This is a genomic window from Paenibacillus sp. PCH8, assembly GCF_002968835.1.
GTDB lineage: Bacteria > Bacillota > Bacilli > Paenibacillales > Paenibacillaceae > Paenibacillus.
In genome coordinates, this window is record NZ_PKQK01000001.1 from 458,939 (window position 1) to 475,807 (window position 16,869).

Below are 16,869 nucleotides of genomic sequence, written 5' to 3' on the forward strand. Positions count from 1 at the left end.
TGAAGGCACGCATGAAAGAACAGACTCCCTGAAGAGGGAGCCTGTTCTTCGTCAAGCCAGTTATGCATGTTCAATGGTTAGGATTGCGGTTTCTCCGAGTCCTTGGAATTCGAATGGTCTGTGTCGTTCTTAGGTTTGTTCCCGGCCGCTCGCTCCAGATAGCGATCATAGCGATCATCCACTTCCCGTGCCAACTTCCGGTACTTTAACGTCTCCTCGATAATGGGGTCACGTTCCGTCTGAATCCGCACTTCATATTTGGGAGGAATGAGCTGGCGTTCCCGCTGACCAGCATCGCCGGACTCTTCCATGTCTCCTTCCGTCAGCATATCTCTAAGCCATCGTTCCAGTTCTTTGGATTCATCCATTGTTCTCGCTCCTTTAATTAAAGTCATAATGCGTTAAATATTACTATTGTACTTTCACTTCGTTTCTTCAGATGCTTTCTGTCCCCTCCGTTAAAGTACAATTACAGGTTAGTTAAAGCATCGATGAGTTAATAAACTCACTCCAGACCGGTGGCTTTTGCTTCCTTCAGCACATCCGTCAGGGCGTCATGAATTTTGCCATTGCTGGCAATCAGATGACTTACAGACAACTTATAAGGTGATCCAATCGTATCGGTCATTTTGCCGCCGGATTCTTCAACCAGCAGCGCACCTGCGGCGATATCCCACGGCTTCAGTCCAACTTCGGTGTAAGCGCTGAGGCGTCCTGCGGCAACATAGGCCAGATGAAGGGCAGCCGAACCGCCTGCACGCAAGTTACGAACTTGCGGAGCCAGAGCCTGCACAGCAGCCATGTTAAGTGGCAACGCATAGGTGGTATCTGCCGGGAAGCCGACTGCAATAAGGCTCTGAGCCAGTTCCTGCTCGCCAGATACAGTCATCCGGTTTCCGTGAACGTAAGCTCCCTTACCTTTTTCCGCCACAAACAGTTCGTCACGGGAAGGATCGTAGATTACGCCAACAATGACTTCACCATGATGAGCCAAAGCGATGGACACTGAATAAAACGGGAATCCATGTACAAAATTCGTCGTCCCGTCTACAGGATCAACAATCCAGAGGAACTCTTCTTCCGCTGCTTCTTTCAGCGCTTTGGCCGAGGCTTCCGGTCCGGGTTCAACCCCTTCTTCACCGAGAATGGCATGGTCGGGAAAATGGGTCAGAATCAGGCGGCGGATCATCTGCTCCGCTCCTTTATCCACTTCAGTAACCAAATCTTGGGGTGAATACTTGGTTCCCAATTCGCTTACCGTTCCAAGACGACTTTTGATCCACTCACCAGCTTTGGAAGCGGCATTAATGGCAACAGCAGTATAGCTCTTGCTTGTCACGACATAAGGTATCTTATCCTTTTCATTCAAAGCGTTCACTCTACTTTCTATATCAATCTACGAAAAGTTGAAATACTTGTTAGAAGTATACGCCCCACAGGTCGTAAAGTTTCTTGTTGCCCAGGCCCCTTTTGGCACTACGGATGAATCCTCACGGTAGACTCGTCCACCCACTCCACACCCTCTTCGTGATAGAATGCCAGCTGCTGCATCAGCCCTACGAGGGCCTCATCCTTGCGTTTCGCTTCGATCATCACATCAAGTGCCGGCGTATCCGCTGCGATATGACGCAAGAAGTCGAGCAATGGTCCTACTTCCACACCATCTGCATGACCTCGCAGATCCTTCTCACTCTTGGGACTGGACACATGAATTTTGGGCCGCAATGGCTGATCTGCCGGTGAATCGGCCTGTGCAAGCGGGGAATCCCACGTCTTCATGATATCAGCCCACAGATCCCAAGGTTGCTCACCTTCATTGTTCACCCACTGGTGATGAATATCCAGCACCATAGGTAATCCCAAGCGCTGACATACAGCAAGTGTCTCAGGCATGTTGAATGTTTTGTCATCATTTTCGAGTGTGAGTCGCTCCTGAATATCCCGATCCAGCTTCATAAAGTTATCTTCGAAACGAAGCGCCGCCGAAGGCTTGTCCCCGTATGCACCACCAATATGTACATTGTTCTTGGCAGTGGCATTCAGACCCATGGCATCCAGCATCCGAACATGATGACGAAGATCGCGAATCGAGTTGCGCAGAACTTCCTCTCGAGGCGTACTAAGTACGGTAAAATGATCGGGATGAAAGGACACACGCATATTGTTCGCCTTCACAAAATCACCAACGGCAGCAAAATCCTGCTCCAGAGCAGGGAACGGGTCCCAGTCACTCAAGTCCTGATGTGTAGCCAGTGGAATTAATTTGGAAGAGAAGCGATATACATGAATATGGCTGCCCTTGTTGTGCCGGAGCAAACGTAATGTATTGTGCAGGTTCTCGGCTGCAATCCGTTCCAGCTTGCGGATGGCTGCTTCCCTGTCTTCGATTTTGTTGAAACTGGACATAGTCATGGTCCGGGAAGGTGAGGCGTTCTCCACAAGCACGGACATTGCCACGTAACCAAAACGTACGAGCATGAATTTCTTCCTCTCTGTTAGGGCGGAACACCTGCACGGCATCGTTAACCGTCAGGAAGTACCGTCTCTGTATATAACCAAGTTTTACCCTAAAAGAGTGACCATAATCGCAACCGTGCAAATCAATCCATCCGTTTCAATGCGGACGTCGTCCTCTACTCCTGTGCCTGTTCCCCAAAGAACATCTCATCCGCAAGTGCGGTTTGGATACGTGATTCTTCCTCGGTCAGTTTGCGGATGAGCTGCATCTCCACCTCAGTTACTTCTTGCCCCTGAAAATTGATCTCCGCAATGGAAACCACGATCTTCACGATGGCTACAGCTACGTTATCCGGTGTGTATGCAATGACTTTCTGGCCGGTGGGAAATACCCGGAAGCCCTGTTTGACCATTTTGCCGCGTCCGTATTCAAGCAGTTCATATAGCTCCTGTTCACTCTTGAATTTACATATGGAATTGAATTCAGTCTGAAATCCCATGCATACCCCTCCTGATCTTATCGTCTCAGGCTACGCCTGTACGCCGTTCTCGTAGTTCAACTCCTGCTTGCGATTGTAGCGCTCCAGTGCCAGTTCAATCATGCGATCCAGCAGCTCGGCATACGATACACCTGTCTCGCGCCAGAGCAGCGGATACATGCTGTACGGTGTGAACCCAGGCATCGTGTTGACTTCATTAATAAGCAATGCACCATCATTCTTCCGAATGAAGAAGTCTGCACGGGAAATGCCGTTACCTTCAATCGCACGGAACGCCTGTAATGCCGCCTCCCGAATGCGATCTGCTGCCTCGGGGTCGAGCGGAGCCGGAATCAGCATCTGTGACTGACCGTCAATATACTTGGCTGCATAATCATAATATTCACCGGAAGATACGATTTCTCCTGGAACGGAAGCCATGGGCTCGTCATTGCCCAGGACACTGACCTCCACCTCTCGCGCTTCAACGAACTCCTCAATGACAACCTTCGTGTCATACCGAAGTGCAAACTCAACAGCGGTTTTCAGTTCATCGCGGTTACGTGCCTTGGAGATGCCCACGCTGGAACCCAGATTCGCCGGTTTGATAAAACAAGGATATCCCAGCTGATCTTCCACCTGTACGATCATTTCGTGCTCCGTCTGTTTCCATTGTGTAGCGTTAAAATACGTAAAGGCACATTGGTCAATGCCAGCCTGTGCGAACAGCTTCTTCATGACGACTTTGTCCATACCGCCAGCTGAAGCCAGTACACCTGCACCCACATATGGCATATCCGCCATCTCGAACATGCCCTGAATGGTGCCATCTTCTCCAAACGTACCATGCAGCAAAGGGAACATGACATCCAGCGCTTCCGCTCCGCCATATAAACGGCCAAACAGCGCGTTCAGTGCCTCCTGTGTGCCCCCTGCCGATTTCTCCAGCTTCAAATCTTCAATCTGCGCAAATGGCGCATGCATGACCGATCCCTTTTTCCACGTCCCCTGCTTGGAGATATAAAAAGGAACCAGTTCATACTTCTCATAATCAAATGCGTTCGTTACAGCAAACGCCGTTTGCAGCGACACCTCATGCTCGCCTGACTTCCCGCCGTACACGACGCCTACTTTTAATTTCTCCATACTCATGTGTAACCTCCGATTATCTGTGCCTGATGCTGTCATCCTTACATACTCAGCACCCTTGTTATTCTGCTTGCGTTACCTGCTCTTATTTTACACGGAACTCGATGTCTGCGTCACCGCATCCCGCAAAACTTCCGTCATTGAATCAATTTCATAACTCACTAAAAATGGATTTATGTAACTAGATATAGACAAATTGAATCATTTCGATCTATATCTAGCCCTGATTAAAGCAGTCAAAGGTATTATGAAATTGATTCCATCAAAACTCATCTGTAATGTGAAAAAGACGGTATACCGTCCGCTCCGTCCAAGCGTAAGAATCCCGGTAATCCCAATAGCGGTGTCGGCTGCTAACCGTGTGTGCATTAACAAGCGGCATTCCGCCTGCATCAAACGCGGTCACAACGGTGCTGTGCTGAAATCTGCCGTCTCCATCCCAATCGTAGAGAATCACATCTCCAAGCATCAGTTGCTCGGGACGATCTACCTCTGTCGCAGTCAGTCCCCAACTGCTACCGGATAAATATCGTTCCAGACTATTAGAGACTGCCCAGCTGTAACTCCACATTTCCGAGCCGTTCACATAGCCTTTATACCACCAGCCTGCTTCTCTTCTACCAGTATAGTTGATGGGTGCGCCCCCTGCAAAGAGACATTGTGACACGTAATTCGTACAATCCACATCGAATTCCTCAAATGCCGGATTTCCCGCATTCCACCACCGATCCGCATAGGCTACGGCCAGATCTCTGCGATAGGCCTGCTGCCTTGAGCTTCTGCCTTGACCCAGAACTTCCCGATTCAACAGCGGCCGATTCATCGCCTGTACAAAATCAGCTTGTTGAAAAGGACGCCCTTCCCCGACAGGGCGACGCTCTGGCACTTCCCGTTCGACCCGTCCAATGATCCATCCGCCACTCTGCCGCAGAAAGGTTAACCGCTCCCGTTCAATTCGGTCCTCCCGGTGGGTGATACTGCTCTTCTCGTAGAACAGTCTGCTGTACAATTGTACGTCCGCTACCGCCTCTTCCTGCCCATCCATAAGCGTGCGCACAAGCTTGGCGCTGGTCTCACTGCGAAGAGGCACGGCGCGCCGCTTACGGTACCATTCATCCAGCCTTGCCATACGCTCTCCCCGTTCCACCACGAAATCGGGATCGGTTACGATCCGTTCGCTGGTCTGTGGACGGTAGTCGATCTCACAGCGATTGTACTGGTTCACGTAAGTATACAAGGCACTCTTCCATTCCCGTTCCAAGCCTGTGTCCCCCTTTGGCATGAGTTCTTGTCTGGAATCCTTCATGGCGTATATAACTCCTACTATCCTATGAGAGGGTTATCGGTTGTATGTGTAGGGCTCAGAATGAAGAGTCGAAATTCGGTGCATACAAGTACATGAGATTTCTTAATCCTGCCCGTCTTGCGAAAACGCCTTCATTCGTTCAAAGGCTTGCTTGAACAGGCAAAAAGACCTTTACGTAACGAGTTGAAAACGGTATACTTAAAACTAAAGTTATGATTATGAAATTACGTTTCACCTGATGAAACTTACGACAAGAACACGGAACGATGAAGGCCTGTTCTTTACCTTTAATGAACGTTTTCTTCATCTCACCGACACATTTTAAGGAGGTACATGTATGTCAGCAAAGAACCATTTCTCCGCCGCTCGTAGTCTTGAGGTTGGAGGTAAGTCTTACCGCTACTACAGTCTCGATGCTCTTCAGGAAGGCGGCTACGGCGACCTTTCCAAGCTTCCTTTCTCTATTAAAGTGCTGCTTGAAGCAGCCGTTCGTCAATTCGACGGACGTGCTATTACTGAAGAACATGTGAAACAACTGACCGGCTGGGCAGATAGCCGTGACAATAACAAGGAAATCCCTTTCATCCCTGCACGGATCGTTCTGCAGGATTTCACCGGGGTACCGGTTGTCGTTGACCTTGCTGCAATGCGCGATACCGTGAAAAAAGCTGGCGGCGACCCGAAACAGATCAATCCGCTCGTACCCGTCGATCTCGTTATTGACCACTCCGTTATGGTTGATGCATTCGGAACCAACGACGCACTCGACTACAATATCAAGGTTGAATTCGAGCGTAACGAAGAGCGTTATCGCTTCTTGCGTTGGGCACAAACGGCATTCAACAACTTCCGTGCAGTTCCACCATCCACAGGGATCGTTCACCAGGTTAACCTGGAGTATCTGGCTTCCGTGGCTGCAACCAAAACCATTGACGGCGAAACCGTGGTATTCCCGGATTCCCTCGTAGGTACGGATTCCCACACGACCATGATCAACGGACTTGGCGTTGTTGGTTGGGGTGTTGGTGGTATTGAGGCCGAAGCAGGTATGCTGGGCCAACCGCTTTACTTTGTAACACCAGACGTGATCGGTTTCAAATTGACAGGTAGCCTGAGCGAAGGCGCAACAGCAACGGATCTAGCTCTCACCGTTACCCAATTGCTTCGTAAAAAAGGCGTTGTTGGTAAATTCGTTGAGTTCTACGGACCAGGACTTGCCAACATCGGACTGGCTGACCGCGCAACTGTAGCCAACATGGCACCGGAATACGGCGCTACGATCGGTTTCTTCCCTGTTGATAGTGAGACACTGAACTATCTGCGCAGCACTGGCCGTCCCGATGAACAGGTTGAACTGGTTGAAGCTTACTACAAAGCTCAAGGCATGTTCCGTACTTCCAGCACGGTAGATCCTGAATTCACCGATGTGATTGAACTGGATCTCGGCTCTGTTGTACCAAGTCTTGCAGGTCCAAAACGTCCGCAGGATCGCATCGAGCTGACACAAATGAAAGAAAGCTTCAACAGCATCATCCGCACACCTGTAGATAAAGGCGGTTACGGGCTGAGCGATGAGAAGATTGAACAAAAAGTACCTGTGAAGCATCCGAACGGTTCCACCAGTGAACTGAAAGCAGGCGCTGTTGTGATCGCGGCGATCACAAGTTGTACGAATACATCGAATCCAAGTGTTATGGTTGGAGCGGGACTACTGGCGAAAAAGGCAGTTGAACGCGGCCTGACCAAACCAGGATATGTGAAAACAAGTCTGACACCAGGTTCCCTTGTCGTTACCGAATATCTGGAAAAAGCAGGCCTGAACACCTATCTCGACCAACTCGGATTCAACGTTGCTGGCTACGGCTGTGCGACTTGTATCGGTAACTCCGGCCCACTTCCAGATGAAGTGAGCGAAGCGATTACTGAGAATGATATGACCGTAGCGGCTGTATTGTCCGGTAACCGTAACTTCGAAGGCCGTGTGCATGCACAGGTCAAAGCCAACTACCTGGCATCGCCACCACTCGTTGTGGCCTATGCACTTGCAGGTACAGTGAATATTGACTTTGAAACCGATCCAATCGGTTATGATACGAATAATGAGCCTGTATTCCTGAAGGACCTCTGGCCTAGCTCCGAGGAAATCAAGGATACCATTGCAAGCTCTCTCAACGCTCAGATGTTCCGCAACAAATACGAGAACGTATTTACAGCGAATGAACGTTGGAATACGATTCCTGTACCGGAAGGCGAATTGTACGAGTGGGACCCGAACTCCACATACATTCAGAACCCTCCGTTCTTCCAGGAGCTTGGCGACAAGTTGAACGATATCGCAGATATCCGTTCTGCACGTGTCATGGCATTGCTTGCGGATTCCGTAACAACGGATCACATCTCCCCGGCAGGTAGCATTGCACCATCCAGCCCGGCTGGAGTGTATCTGAAAGAGCATGGCGTAGAGCGTAAAGACTTCAACTCCTACGGTTCACGCCGTGGTAACCATGAAGTAATGATGCGTGGTACGTTTGCCAACATTCGTATTCGCAACCAGGTGGCTCCGGGCACTGAGGGCGGTGTTACGAAGTACCTGCCAACCGACGAAGAAATGTCCATCTACGATGCTTCCATGAAGTATCAGGATGAAGGACAGAACCTGATTGTCATCGCTGGTAAAGAGTATGGTACAGGAAGCTCCCGTGACTGGGCGGCCAAAGGAACCTTCCTGCTCGGCGTCAAAGCCGTTATCGCGGAAAGCTTCGAGCGGATTCACCGCAGTAACCTGGTGGGTATGGGCGTTATGCCATTGCAATTCCAGGAAGGTCACGGCTGGTCCAGCCTCGGCCTGAACGGACGTGAAACGTATGACATTACGGGCCTCAGCAATGACGTGAAGCCAGGACAAGAGTTGAAAGTATCCGTAACTCGTGAGGACGGTACACAGTTCGAATTCCCTGTCATCGCTCGTCTGGACAGCATGGTTGACGTGGATTACTACCATAACGGTGGTATCCTGCAAACTGTATTGCGTCAAATGATGAAAAAATAAGTACTACATTAATATTTAATGGAATTAAGTTATAACAAAAAGCTCCCCGCCACGTGCAATATCTGCACAGTGGCGGGGAGCTTTTGATTTTACTTTTCAATAATTGGAATACACCTAAAAATCAATTCTTAATCTAACTTCCGAATCATCAGGTGGCGAAGGAATGCGGTATACACCCCTCTGGTTCAATTTCTCCACGTTGATCCAGTCTACAAATTGATCTCCTCCATAACAACGTACAAAAACACCGTATTCCAAATTGCCCTCATGATCAATCGACTCCGTATATTGGGTGAAAGGATGTTTCCCTTCTATATTCTGTAAAAAATCAGAAAATTCAATTCTCCACGCTTCCATCTGCTCTGCATATTGATCGGGAACATAATAGTAGAAACCATCTGGCGTATAATACGAAATTTTCATTATCATCTTGTAAACCGCCTACAACCCAATTCGTCAGCAGCTTGGAGTTTCAATATTTCCATGCCTTCCTTCAGTTGTTCCGACACAGCCGTGTAATACTCGATGCCATATGCTAATTCCTGTCTGGTTCTATGTATCAGGTAGTAGGAGTATTTTTGCATCAACTCATGCTCGTTTAACTCAATGGGTAGGTTAATAATCTCAACGTCCTCCGAGTCGAAATAGTGACGATACCCTCTTTCCGACCGTCCAACGTTCATCACGGTTTTGATAACTAATAACTCATCCCGTGTGGAGCCGTTTATTAAATTGGATCTTCTCTGTTCTAGATCAAGCAAAGTTCTTTCATCTGTATGATTGTTTTTCGATTCAATAATCTCACTCTCGATTTCCATAATAGCTCTCATTGTTCCTGCTAGTTCTTTAGCCAATGAATACAATGTATGTCCTCCTTTTTCGCAAGAAATAGGTACTAACGCGTCTTCTCTAGACGACCCCATTGATGATGTTACTCGCAAAGTTACCTGGTTCTAGCCTAAGTTTCATTGTATATTCGATACCTTATGAAATAGCAAAAAAATCCCGTAACGTGCAAATTGCACAGTGACGGGTGTTGTTGGTCTCAGCATGGTGAATGTTCTCCGTTGCTTAAATACACTGCCTTCCAATGAACAGTACGGCCACTATAATCAGCCTAATTCTTCCCTACACGTGACTCTCCTTGGAATTTAACTTCTTCGCCGTCACGCGGGATTCTCCTCCTACCAACAGCTTTTTCAGGCCGATGGCCATGGTGAGAATAATATATCCAATCAAGCCGCCGAGCGTATTGAGCATTAGATCATCCACATCAAATATACCCATACCCGTTAACAATTGTGTCACTTCATAGCCCAGACTGAGCAGCAGTGATAGCAGAAGTACCTTTACTCCAGAGAATAATTTGTTGCCCGTCAACACAGGAATGAAGATGCCCAGTGGGATAAAGGCCAGTATATTCCCTACCAGATGGATTGCGGTGCCTGGACGATGTAACGACAAGCTGTTCCAGTCTCGTGAGATTTCCCGAAAGGGTGTCAGGTTGACGGTTCGCGTATGGATCAGATCCGGTTGTTGCAAGAACGCCATAAGTCGAACCTTCACGATGCCAAAGTCGACTGGACTACCTTTAAACAAAATCAACTTGGTAAGTAGATATATATAGATCATGAACATGGCAATCCAGAAGACTCGATGTTTCATCTTTTTCTGGTTGTTGTGCTTCATGTTGTTTAGCCTCCTTGTGGTGCCCTGTTATCTCTTCGCGGTGACAATGACGCCTTCCATGTTATCTCCCGAAATCTCATAGGACCCTTGCTCAGGTATGTACAGGGTTGTATCCTTTGTAGCCCGATAATAGCGGATATGATACTCCTCATCTTCCACTTCCGCAGTAATGTTCTCTTTCTCTTTTAGAAAATCCAGATACTCTTCCAGCACCATCTTATTCTTATTCATGATCGCACTGTGTGGAAGTCCTACATATCGAAAGTGCCATGGTTCATATTGAATCCCCGTGATGCCCACCTTATCCTTAGGGTAACGAAGAATAAATCCGTATTTCCAAGCATTTTGCTCCAACCAGGCACCCTCTGGCGCTTCAGCCATAGTGGTCAATGTGGAACCAACGTCCAGGGATAATCCAAGATTATGCTCACTGTGTCCCGCAGGAAGCGCATAGTCTGAACCCATTTGCTGATAAAGCTCGTCCTGTTTCGCTAAGTCCCTGTACCCACTACTGATGAGGAAGTATCTTACTCCTTCTTCGCCTGCTGCTTCAATCATCTTCTGGAACTCATGTGCTACTTGTCGTGATAACATCATATTCTGATCCAACAATCCATATCCACGAACCAGCTCATCCTGCTGCGCCACTTGTACAATATCGGTTCTAACGCCTTCCGGATGAACTGCATATGTTGAATTAACAAGTAATAAGTTACCTTTATGTACCTGATCTCGAATATTCCCGGTGTCGGATACGATATATCCTGCTTGCTCATGCGTATTCTGAATCTCAATGGGCATCTCATCCTTCTGTAGAAAAGATGCTGGTGATTGTGTAACGATATATCCGATCAAAACGATACATATTAAAAAGCCCCACTTCTTCATGCTTGTTCCTCCTCTTACCTCATACATCAAGGATAGACAAAACAAGTTAAAGAAAAAGCAGGGCATTTTTAAAGTTTTTCTTAAATTTGTTGCCAGACATCATTGGAATACAGGTAAAAGAACTTCAAATTGAGTCCGTACCACATCACTCTGGACCGAAATCGTACCGTCATGCTGCTCCACAATATTGCGGGCGATAAACAGTCCAAGCCCCGTTCCACCCTCCTGAGGGCTTCGAGCACGATCGCCAGTGTAATACATATCGAAGATATGCGGCAGATGTTCTGGATGAATATGTCCCCCATAGTTAACCACCTGAATGATAATCTGTTCTGCTTCACGATATCCGTTAATATCCACGTACATGCCGTCCTTGCCATGACGCGCAGCGTTAATCAGCAGATTCTCCAACACTCGCGCCAGCAACTCACCATCACCGGAGACTGTGAGATCCATATCTATTTTTAGACGGGTGGTCAGGTGGTTCTTTTCGAATACGGGATAGAGTTCTTCATTCATCTGCTTCAGCAACTCACTGAGATCCAACTGCATTTTCTGTATGGGCAGCATGCCATAGTTCATACGTGTAATTTCAAACAAATCATCAATCAGCTTCTCCAGACGCTGGGATTTGGTGAATGCAATCGACGTAAAGTGCCGAACCTGTTCATCCGTTAACTGATCATCCTTCATAAGAAGATCCAGATACCCGAGTACAGAGGTCAGCGGTGTCCGCAGGTCATGCGCCAGATTCACAATAAGTTGGTCCTTGCTATTCTCAGCAAAATCCCCTCGTTCCACCGCTTCTCTTAGCTTTTCACTGGCCAGATTCACATCCTCTGCGATCGTACCCAACTCGTCCTTCGAGGAGATCTGCACAAGATGCTGAAAATCCCCATTAGCCAAATGTCTGATGCCCGTGGAAATATCCTTGAAATACGTTGCATAGGGCTTGGTGAACCAAAAGAAAAACAAAATGGCGAGCGGGATAAATAAGAGCAGAAAGAAGTAAATATCTCCGATACTTCTCATAAAATGGCGATATTCAGCGAGCTGATCTTCTAAGCGGACACCCGAATAATAAGCTTGTAAAAGCTTGTACACGCCATAAGTGATCGCGCCAGAAGCAAGCATGCTTAATCCCAACAACATAATCATGGTCGTGCGAAAACTTCTTCGTTTAGTCATTAAACGTGTACCCCACACCCCAAATGGTTTTGATAAACTTGCTCTTGTTCACATCTTCTCCTAGCTTCTTGCGCAATGTGCGGATATGGACCATAACGGTATTCCCGCTCTCATAATACGTCTCTCCCCATACCTGTTCAAAGATACTCTCCGCGCTGAACACCTGCTTGGGATGACTCGCGAGCAGATACAGAATGTCGAACTCCTTCGGTGTTAGCTCCAATGGTTTGCCGTAAAGTGTAACGCTGTGTTGATCCGGCATGATGATGAGTCCACCCTTCTCCAGAATGGAGCGTTGAACAGACACAGACTGACTGAATTGCAGGGAACGGCGCAACTGGGAGTTCACCCGGGCAACAAGTTCCATTGGATTGAACGGCTTGGTCATATAATCATCCGCTCCCATGACGAGGCCCGTAATCTTGTCCATATCGGAAGTCTTGGCACTCAGGAAAATGATCGGCAGATGATGATGCTCCCGAATTTTGCGAGTTAATTCGTATCCATCCATGCCGGGCATCATAATGTCCAGAATCGCCAAATCTATGGCTTGTGTCTGAACTGCGTGAAGGGCTGACTTTCCATCGAACGCCTTAACGATGTGATATCCTTCTTTTTGTAAATGCAACGCAACCAGATCAGCGATCTCCACTTCATCGTCTGCGATCAGAATTGTAATTCGCTTCATTGCTTATTCCACTCCTATGTGTGATGCTCAACAATATAACATATTTGAATCCAACAGATAAACAAATGAAAGGAAACCATAGATATGAAACTGGAGCGTTTGTTAGCCATCGTCGTGCTGCTGATCAATCGTGGACGAGTACAGGCCAAAGACTTGGCAGAGATGTTTGAAGTATCGATCCGTACCATCTATCGGGATATCGACACCTTGGGTCAAGCCGGTATTCCGGTTGTAACGTATCAGGGAGCCAGTGGCGGGATTGGACTGGCAGAGGGCTACCGTCTGGACCGAAACGTGTTAACCGACAAAGACCTGGCTTCCATCGTCACTGCGCTGCGCAGCTTATCCACCTCCCACGCCAATGCGGCACGTGAGCTTCTGGTAGAGAAACTCAGCAGTATCGTTCCTGAAGCCAAAAATGACGATTTCCAAGCCAGTACTCGCCGGTTCATTGTCGATTATTCGATGTGGACGCATCCTGAAGCTCTGCAAATCAAGCTTCAACTCATTGAACAAGGCATGGACCAACTTCGGCCTGTTACCTTTACCTACTGTAATGCCGAAGGTGCCCAGACTTACAGAACAGCCGATCCTCACACGCTTGTACTCAAGAAACATGCCTGGTACCTGTATGCTTTCTGCCACGAACGCAATCAATTTCGCATGTTCAAACTGGTTCGCATGAAAGATGTCACACTTGCGGAGGAGCACTTCGAACGTAAAGTGATTAACCCGCAGGACAGGCCTTGGCAGCAGGAGTGGACCCAACCGGTTCATCAGGCAGCACTAACCTTGAGATTTCATTCACGGGTCCGGCATATTGCGGAAGAATGGTTCGGCATGGAGAACGTGATTCATGACGGGAATGGATATTATATCAGTCAGGTTGCCTTTCCGGAGGACAGCTGGTTGTACGGGTTCATTCTGGGCTTCGGCGCGGACGTTGAAGTGCTGGAGCCCCTGCATATTCGGGACGAGATCTGCCGTATCGCCGAGCAAATTGTACAAAATTATAAAGCCTCACCTCAAACCTGACAGACAGCTGTCCAGTTGCTCCCTGTATACTTCAGATATATTCAATCTGTACATATAACAAGGAGGAATTAATGATGAACGTCACTGTATGTCAAAGCTGCGGAATGCCGCTGACAACTCCTACCCAATTCGGTACCGAAACAGATGGAAGTACAACCCGCGAATATTGTATCTATTGTTACAAGGAAGGTAAGTTCGAGCAACCGGGTATTTCACTGGAAGTCATGACGGAGATGTGCACTGCTATTCTGAAAGACGAGGGCATGGATGAGGAATCAGCGCGTTCGATGCTGCGCAATCAGCTTCCTTTTTTGAAACGTTGGCGCACCAATGCGGCTGATCACAATGTCGGAGAAATCACGGAACCGAATGGTTCAACGTCACCGGGTACCACTACTCATCCGGACAACATGTCTCAAAACAAGCAAGATAACATACTTTCTGCCGAGCCGGTTCGTTATATCACACTTCCAGGCAAACGTCTTGCCGGCGTATCTGCCCGCACAACCAATGCCTTGGAGTTCGGTGGCAAAGGCAGCATTCAAGGACTGTGGAATCGTTATTTTGCTTCAGAGCATCTGCCCGGCGTTGAAGCAGTCCGCTATGGCTGTTATACGGATTATACCGATGGAATAAACGGAGAATATACGATACTTGTAGGACATGAGGTCAGTTCGGATGAATCATTACCTGAAGGCTTCAATGAGGTTCTGCTGCCTCCTGCGACTTATGCGGTGTTCACCTCCAGAAAGGGTCCGATGGCGGAGGTCGTTAGCGAAGCATGGGGAGCCGTATGGGCGTGGAGCAACCAAAGTGATCGTACGTTTACAGGAGATTTCGAATTGTATGATGAACGCAGCCTGAATCCAGAAAGTGTACAGGTGGATATCTACATCGCGGTCGGGCATAGTCAATTAAATAAATAAAACGATTCGGATTGAATAAGGGTCTTATACCTGTTTAAACGAAATTAAATACATCCTGTCTTTTCTCTTTTCTCTTTTCTCTGTCTCTGCTCTTTCTTTATTCCCATCTCACTCTGGCTGCCGAGTTCGCTCGGCGGCTTTTTGCTATAGATTCATTCGTTGAATACACATCTAAGCGTGGATCTCTGCCTCCTGAATGCCCCCATGTACACCCTACAACCACCTATGGCACCAAGTTAGTTAGCATGTAACATACGTTTCAACCAGACAATATGTCTTATGTGCTGGTACCATTGACTTCCTCAAAATTGGGACTATTCACATAACAACCGATTCTATCCTCCCATATCCAACCTTTCATATGCGGTCCTTTTCTCCTGAATTTTCCTAAAAACGTTTACATCTCTTCAATACGGGGTAAAATCACTACAATCCAATTGGAATTGCACCTTAAACTTCATTGTTTCGTCTAACAAGTCACATGTACCTATATGTGCATCCGGTAAGATTAACCGTTGAAATACATAACTTGCAGTACATCTCACATCATTACATATACCAAAATGTATCCAAGGAGGAACCAAGATGATCCGCATGCCTATTCAGCAAATGATCCCGTACCACCACCAATATCCGCGCAACACGGCGACCACTGCTCCTAAAAAGGAGAATGAGAACACTCAAGGTCTATCCTTCCATGAAATTTTGCAGCAAAAAATGGCGAAGAAGAGCACAGCTCCTTCCCTTCGATAAAATCAAATGAGCACCGGACTTTGGCTATCCCAACATGAACCGTCCTTTCGCTACTTGGCGCAGGGACGGTTGTTGACGTTACACAACAAAACACTGTACAGTCCCCAGCTATGTTTCTATAATGGTTTAAACTATCTGCGAGACGAAGACATATTTGAACGGCAAAGGGGACTAGACACATGATCACCATCGGTTGTTTTCACGCTCACTATTCCAACATTGCCTTAATTGAAGAGACGCTTGCTCCTTATGAAGTTGAATTGGTGCATTACGTCGATCCAGGTCTGGATCGTCTTAAACATGATACTAACTTTTCAGAAGCAGTCATTCACGAGAAAGTAGCCCAGACGCTCCATTGGATTGCTGAGTGCCATGCAGATGCCATTCTGGTTACCTGTACTCTCTTTGCGACTGTACTGGAACAAGAAGCACAACAAGTCCCCGTGCCCGTCATCGGAATAGATGATCCCTTATTGCAGGAGCTGCGTCGGGAACCAAAAGAGTACATCATAGCATTCACCAACCCCGCGACTATCGAAGGCACAATGGCACGGGTGAATCAGGCGTTACAGCAAACTGATGAGAATGGGCAGGACCATATTGCCGAGACACCTCAGCCAGAATCCGTGTGCATCCCTGGTACGTTTGAGTTGATTATGCGAGGGGACAAGGAAGGTTATCTTGCAGCGGTACGTGCAGGATTACAGTACATTGTTGAGCAGTATCCGGGTAAAACGGTAGTCGCAGCCCAACTGTCCATGGCTCCCGCAGCTGCGCGAGTTACAGTAGAGACCCGTATTGCGATCCATAGCCCACTGGCATTGCTTGCGTCGTATTTGGAGAAGAATCTGAATGTGGTCAAGCATTAAACGAATATTTTAAATTAATCGATGTTGCCACTCAACGTATAGTGACAACATGAAAAAGTCCTCTTATGTAAAATAAAATGATCTCTAATAAGAGCATTTCAGATGGTGTAATCACGTTTTACACCAAGTTATGGTTGGAAAAGACTTGCCACCAGTGGGAAGTCATTCAATGACCTCTCATTCAACAATGTTATCGTGTTCACTATATTAATTATTTGGCTTCTGACATACATCAATCATAAAAAATAGAAGTGACCCATGAGGCCGCCATAGGTTGACGGTCACATGGGTCACTTCATCTGAACTTGCTGCACTCGGAGGGATACCCACCGCAAATGCTGTACAGGAGTAGCCATTGGATTGACTACTTCTATTTTTTTCTTACAATCAATT

General features: G+C 47.5%; 17 protein-coding genes. 5 read left to right on the plus strand and 12 right to left on the minus strand.

Going from position 1 to position 16,869, the window contains the following annotated elements; genetic code table 11:
- Positions 1-77: 77 nt before the first annotated feature.
- The 6 genes from C0Q44_RS01920 to C0Q44_RS01945 all read right to left on the minus strand — a co-directional run bounded on the left by C0Q44_RS01920 (position 78) and on the right by C0Q44_RS01945 (position 5,391).
- Positions 78-368: a hypothetical protein gene (locus C0Q44_RS01920; protein WP_105405819.1), complete on the minus strand. Its 291-nt coding sequence runs from the start codon at positions 366-368 to the stop codon at positions 78-80.
- 137 nt (positions 369-505) lie between these two features.
- Positions 506-1,369 carry an inositol monophosphatase family protein gene (locus C0Q44_RS01925; RefSeq protein ID WP_374955064.1) on the minus strand — a complete coding sequence of 288 codons (864 nt, stop codon included), beginning with the start codon at positions 1,367-1,369 and terminating at the stop codon, positions 506-508.
- A 107-nt stretch (positions 1,370-1,476) separates the two neighbouring features.
- Entirely contained in the window at positions 1,477-2,478 is a 1,002-nt protein-coding gene (gene uvsE / locus C0Q44_RS01930) for a UV DNA damage repair endonuclease UvsE (protein ID WP_105405821.1), read from the minus strand.
- A gap of 155 nt (positions 2,479-2,633) precedes the next feature.
- The gene (locus C0Q44_RS01935) at positions 2,634-2,957 is read right to left on the minus strand and encodes a hypothetical protein (protein ID WP_105405822.1); all 324 of its coding nucleotides are present in this window, start codon (positions 2,955-2,957) and stop codon (positions 2,634-2,636) included.
- 30 nt (positions 2,958-2,987) lie between these two features.
- Positions 2,988-4,088, minus strand: coding sequence for a D-alanine--D-alanine ligase (locus C0Q44_RS01940; RefSeq protein WP_105405823.1), 1,101 nt, complete (start codon positions 4,086-4,088; stop codon positions 2,988-2,990).
- A gap of 259 nt (positions 4,089-4,347) precedes the next feature.
- Positions 4,348-5,391: an amidase domain-containing protein gene (locus C0Q44_RS01945; protein ID WP_258166123.1), complete on the minus strand. Its 1,044-nt coding sequence runs from the start codon at positions 5,389-5,391 to the stop codon at positions 4,348-4,350.
- 337 nt (positions 5,392-5,728) lie between these two features.
- On the opposite strand from C0Q44_RS01945, the gene acnA reads away from it, so the two are divergent.
- The gene (gene acnA, locus C0Q44_RS01950; protein ID WP_105405824.1) at positions 5,729-8,440 is read left to right on the plus strand and encodes an aconitate hydratase AcnA; all 2,712 of its coding nucleotides are present in this window, start codon (positions 5,729-5,731) and stop codon (positions 8,438-8,440) included.
- Positions 8,441-8,554: 114 nt separating this feature from the next.
- On the opposite strand, the gene C0Q44_RS01955 is transcribed toward acnA, so the two are convergent.
- The 6 genes from C0Q44_RS01955 to C0Q44_RS01980 all read right to left on the minus strand — a co-directional run bounded on the left by C0Q44_RS01955 (position 8,555) and on the right by C0Q44_RS01980 (position 12,893).
- Complete coding sequence (locus C0Q44_RS01955) at positions 8,555-8,869, minus strand: hypothetical protein (RefSeq protein ID WP_105405825.1); 315 nt, start codon at positions 8,867-8,869, stop codon at positions 8,555-8,557.
- A complete protein-coding gene (locus tag C0Q44_RS01960; protein WP_105405826.1) occupies positions 8,866-9,303 on the minus strand; it encodes a hypothetical protein in 438 nt (145 codons plus the stop codon). The genes C0Q44_RS01955 and C0Q44_RS01960 overlap by 4 nt, the downstream gene beginning before the upstream one ends.
- A gap of 265 nt (positions 9,304-9,568) precedes the next feature.
- Positions 9,569-10,129: a VanZ family protein gene (locus C0Q44_RS01965; protein ID WP_105405827.1), complete on the minus strand. Its 561-nt coding sequence runs from the start codon at positions 10,127-10,129 to the stop codon at positions 9,569-9,571.
- Between the two features lie 27 nt (positions 10,130-10,156).
- A complete protein-coding gene (locus tag C0Q44_RS01970) occupies positions 10,157-11,017 on the minus strand; it encodes a M15 family metallopeptidase (protein WP_105405828.1) in 861 nt (286 codons plus the stop codon).
- Between the two features lie 99 nt (positions 11,018-11,116).
- Positions 11,117-12,205, minus strand: coding sequence for a HAMP domain-containing sensor histidine kinase (locus tag C0Q44_RS01975; RefSeq protein ID WP_105405829.1), 1,089 nt, complete (start codon positions 12,203-12,205; stop codon positions 11,117-11,119).
- Positions 12,198-12,893, minus strand: coding sequence for a response regulator transcription factor (locus tag C0Q44_RS01980; protein ID WP_105405830.1), 696 nt, complete (start codon positions 12,891-12,893; stop codon positions 12,198-12,200). The genes C0Q44_RS01975 and C0Q44_RS01980 overlap by 8 nt, the downstream gene beginning before the upstream one ends.
- A gap of 84 nt (positions 12,894-12,977) precedes the next feature.
- On the opposite strand from C0Q44_RS01980, the gene C0Q44_RS01985 reads away from it, so the two are divergent.
- The 4 genes from C0Q44_RS01985 (at position 12,978) to C0Q44_RS01995 (ending at position 16,476) form a co-directional block, all read left to right on the plus strand.
- Positions 12,978-13,928, plus strand: a complete 951-nt coding sequence (locus C0Q44_RS01985; RefSeq protein ID WP_105405831.1) for a helix-turn-helix transcriptional regulator — start codon at positions 12,978-12,980, stop codon at positions 13,926-13,928.
- 71 nt (positions 13,929-13,999) lie between these two features.
- A complete protein-coding gene (locus C0Q44_RS01990) occupies positions 14,000-14,854 on the plus strand; it encodes a zinc ribbon domain-containing protein (protein WP_105405832.1) in 855 nt (284 codons plus the stop codon).
- 585 nt (positions 14,855-15,439) lie between these two features.
- On the plus strand, positions 15,440-15,607 hold the full coding sequence (locus C0Q44_RS29980) for a hypothetical protein (protein WP_181150817.1): 168 nt from the start codon (positions 15,440-15,442) through the stop codon (positions 15,605-15,607).
- A 179-nt stretch (positions 15,608-15,786) separates the two neighbouring features.
- Positions 15,787-16,476 (plus strand): hypothetical protein, encoded by a 690-nt coding sequence (locus C0Q44_RS01995; RefSeq protein WP_105405833.1) that lies wholly within the window; start codon positions 15,787-15,789, stop codon positions 16,474-16,476.
- Positions 16,477-16,869: the final 393 nt, after the last annotated feature.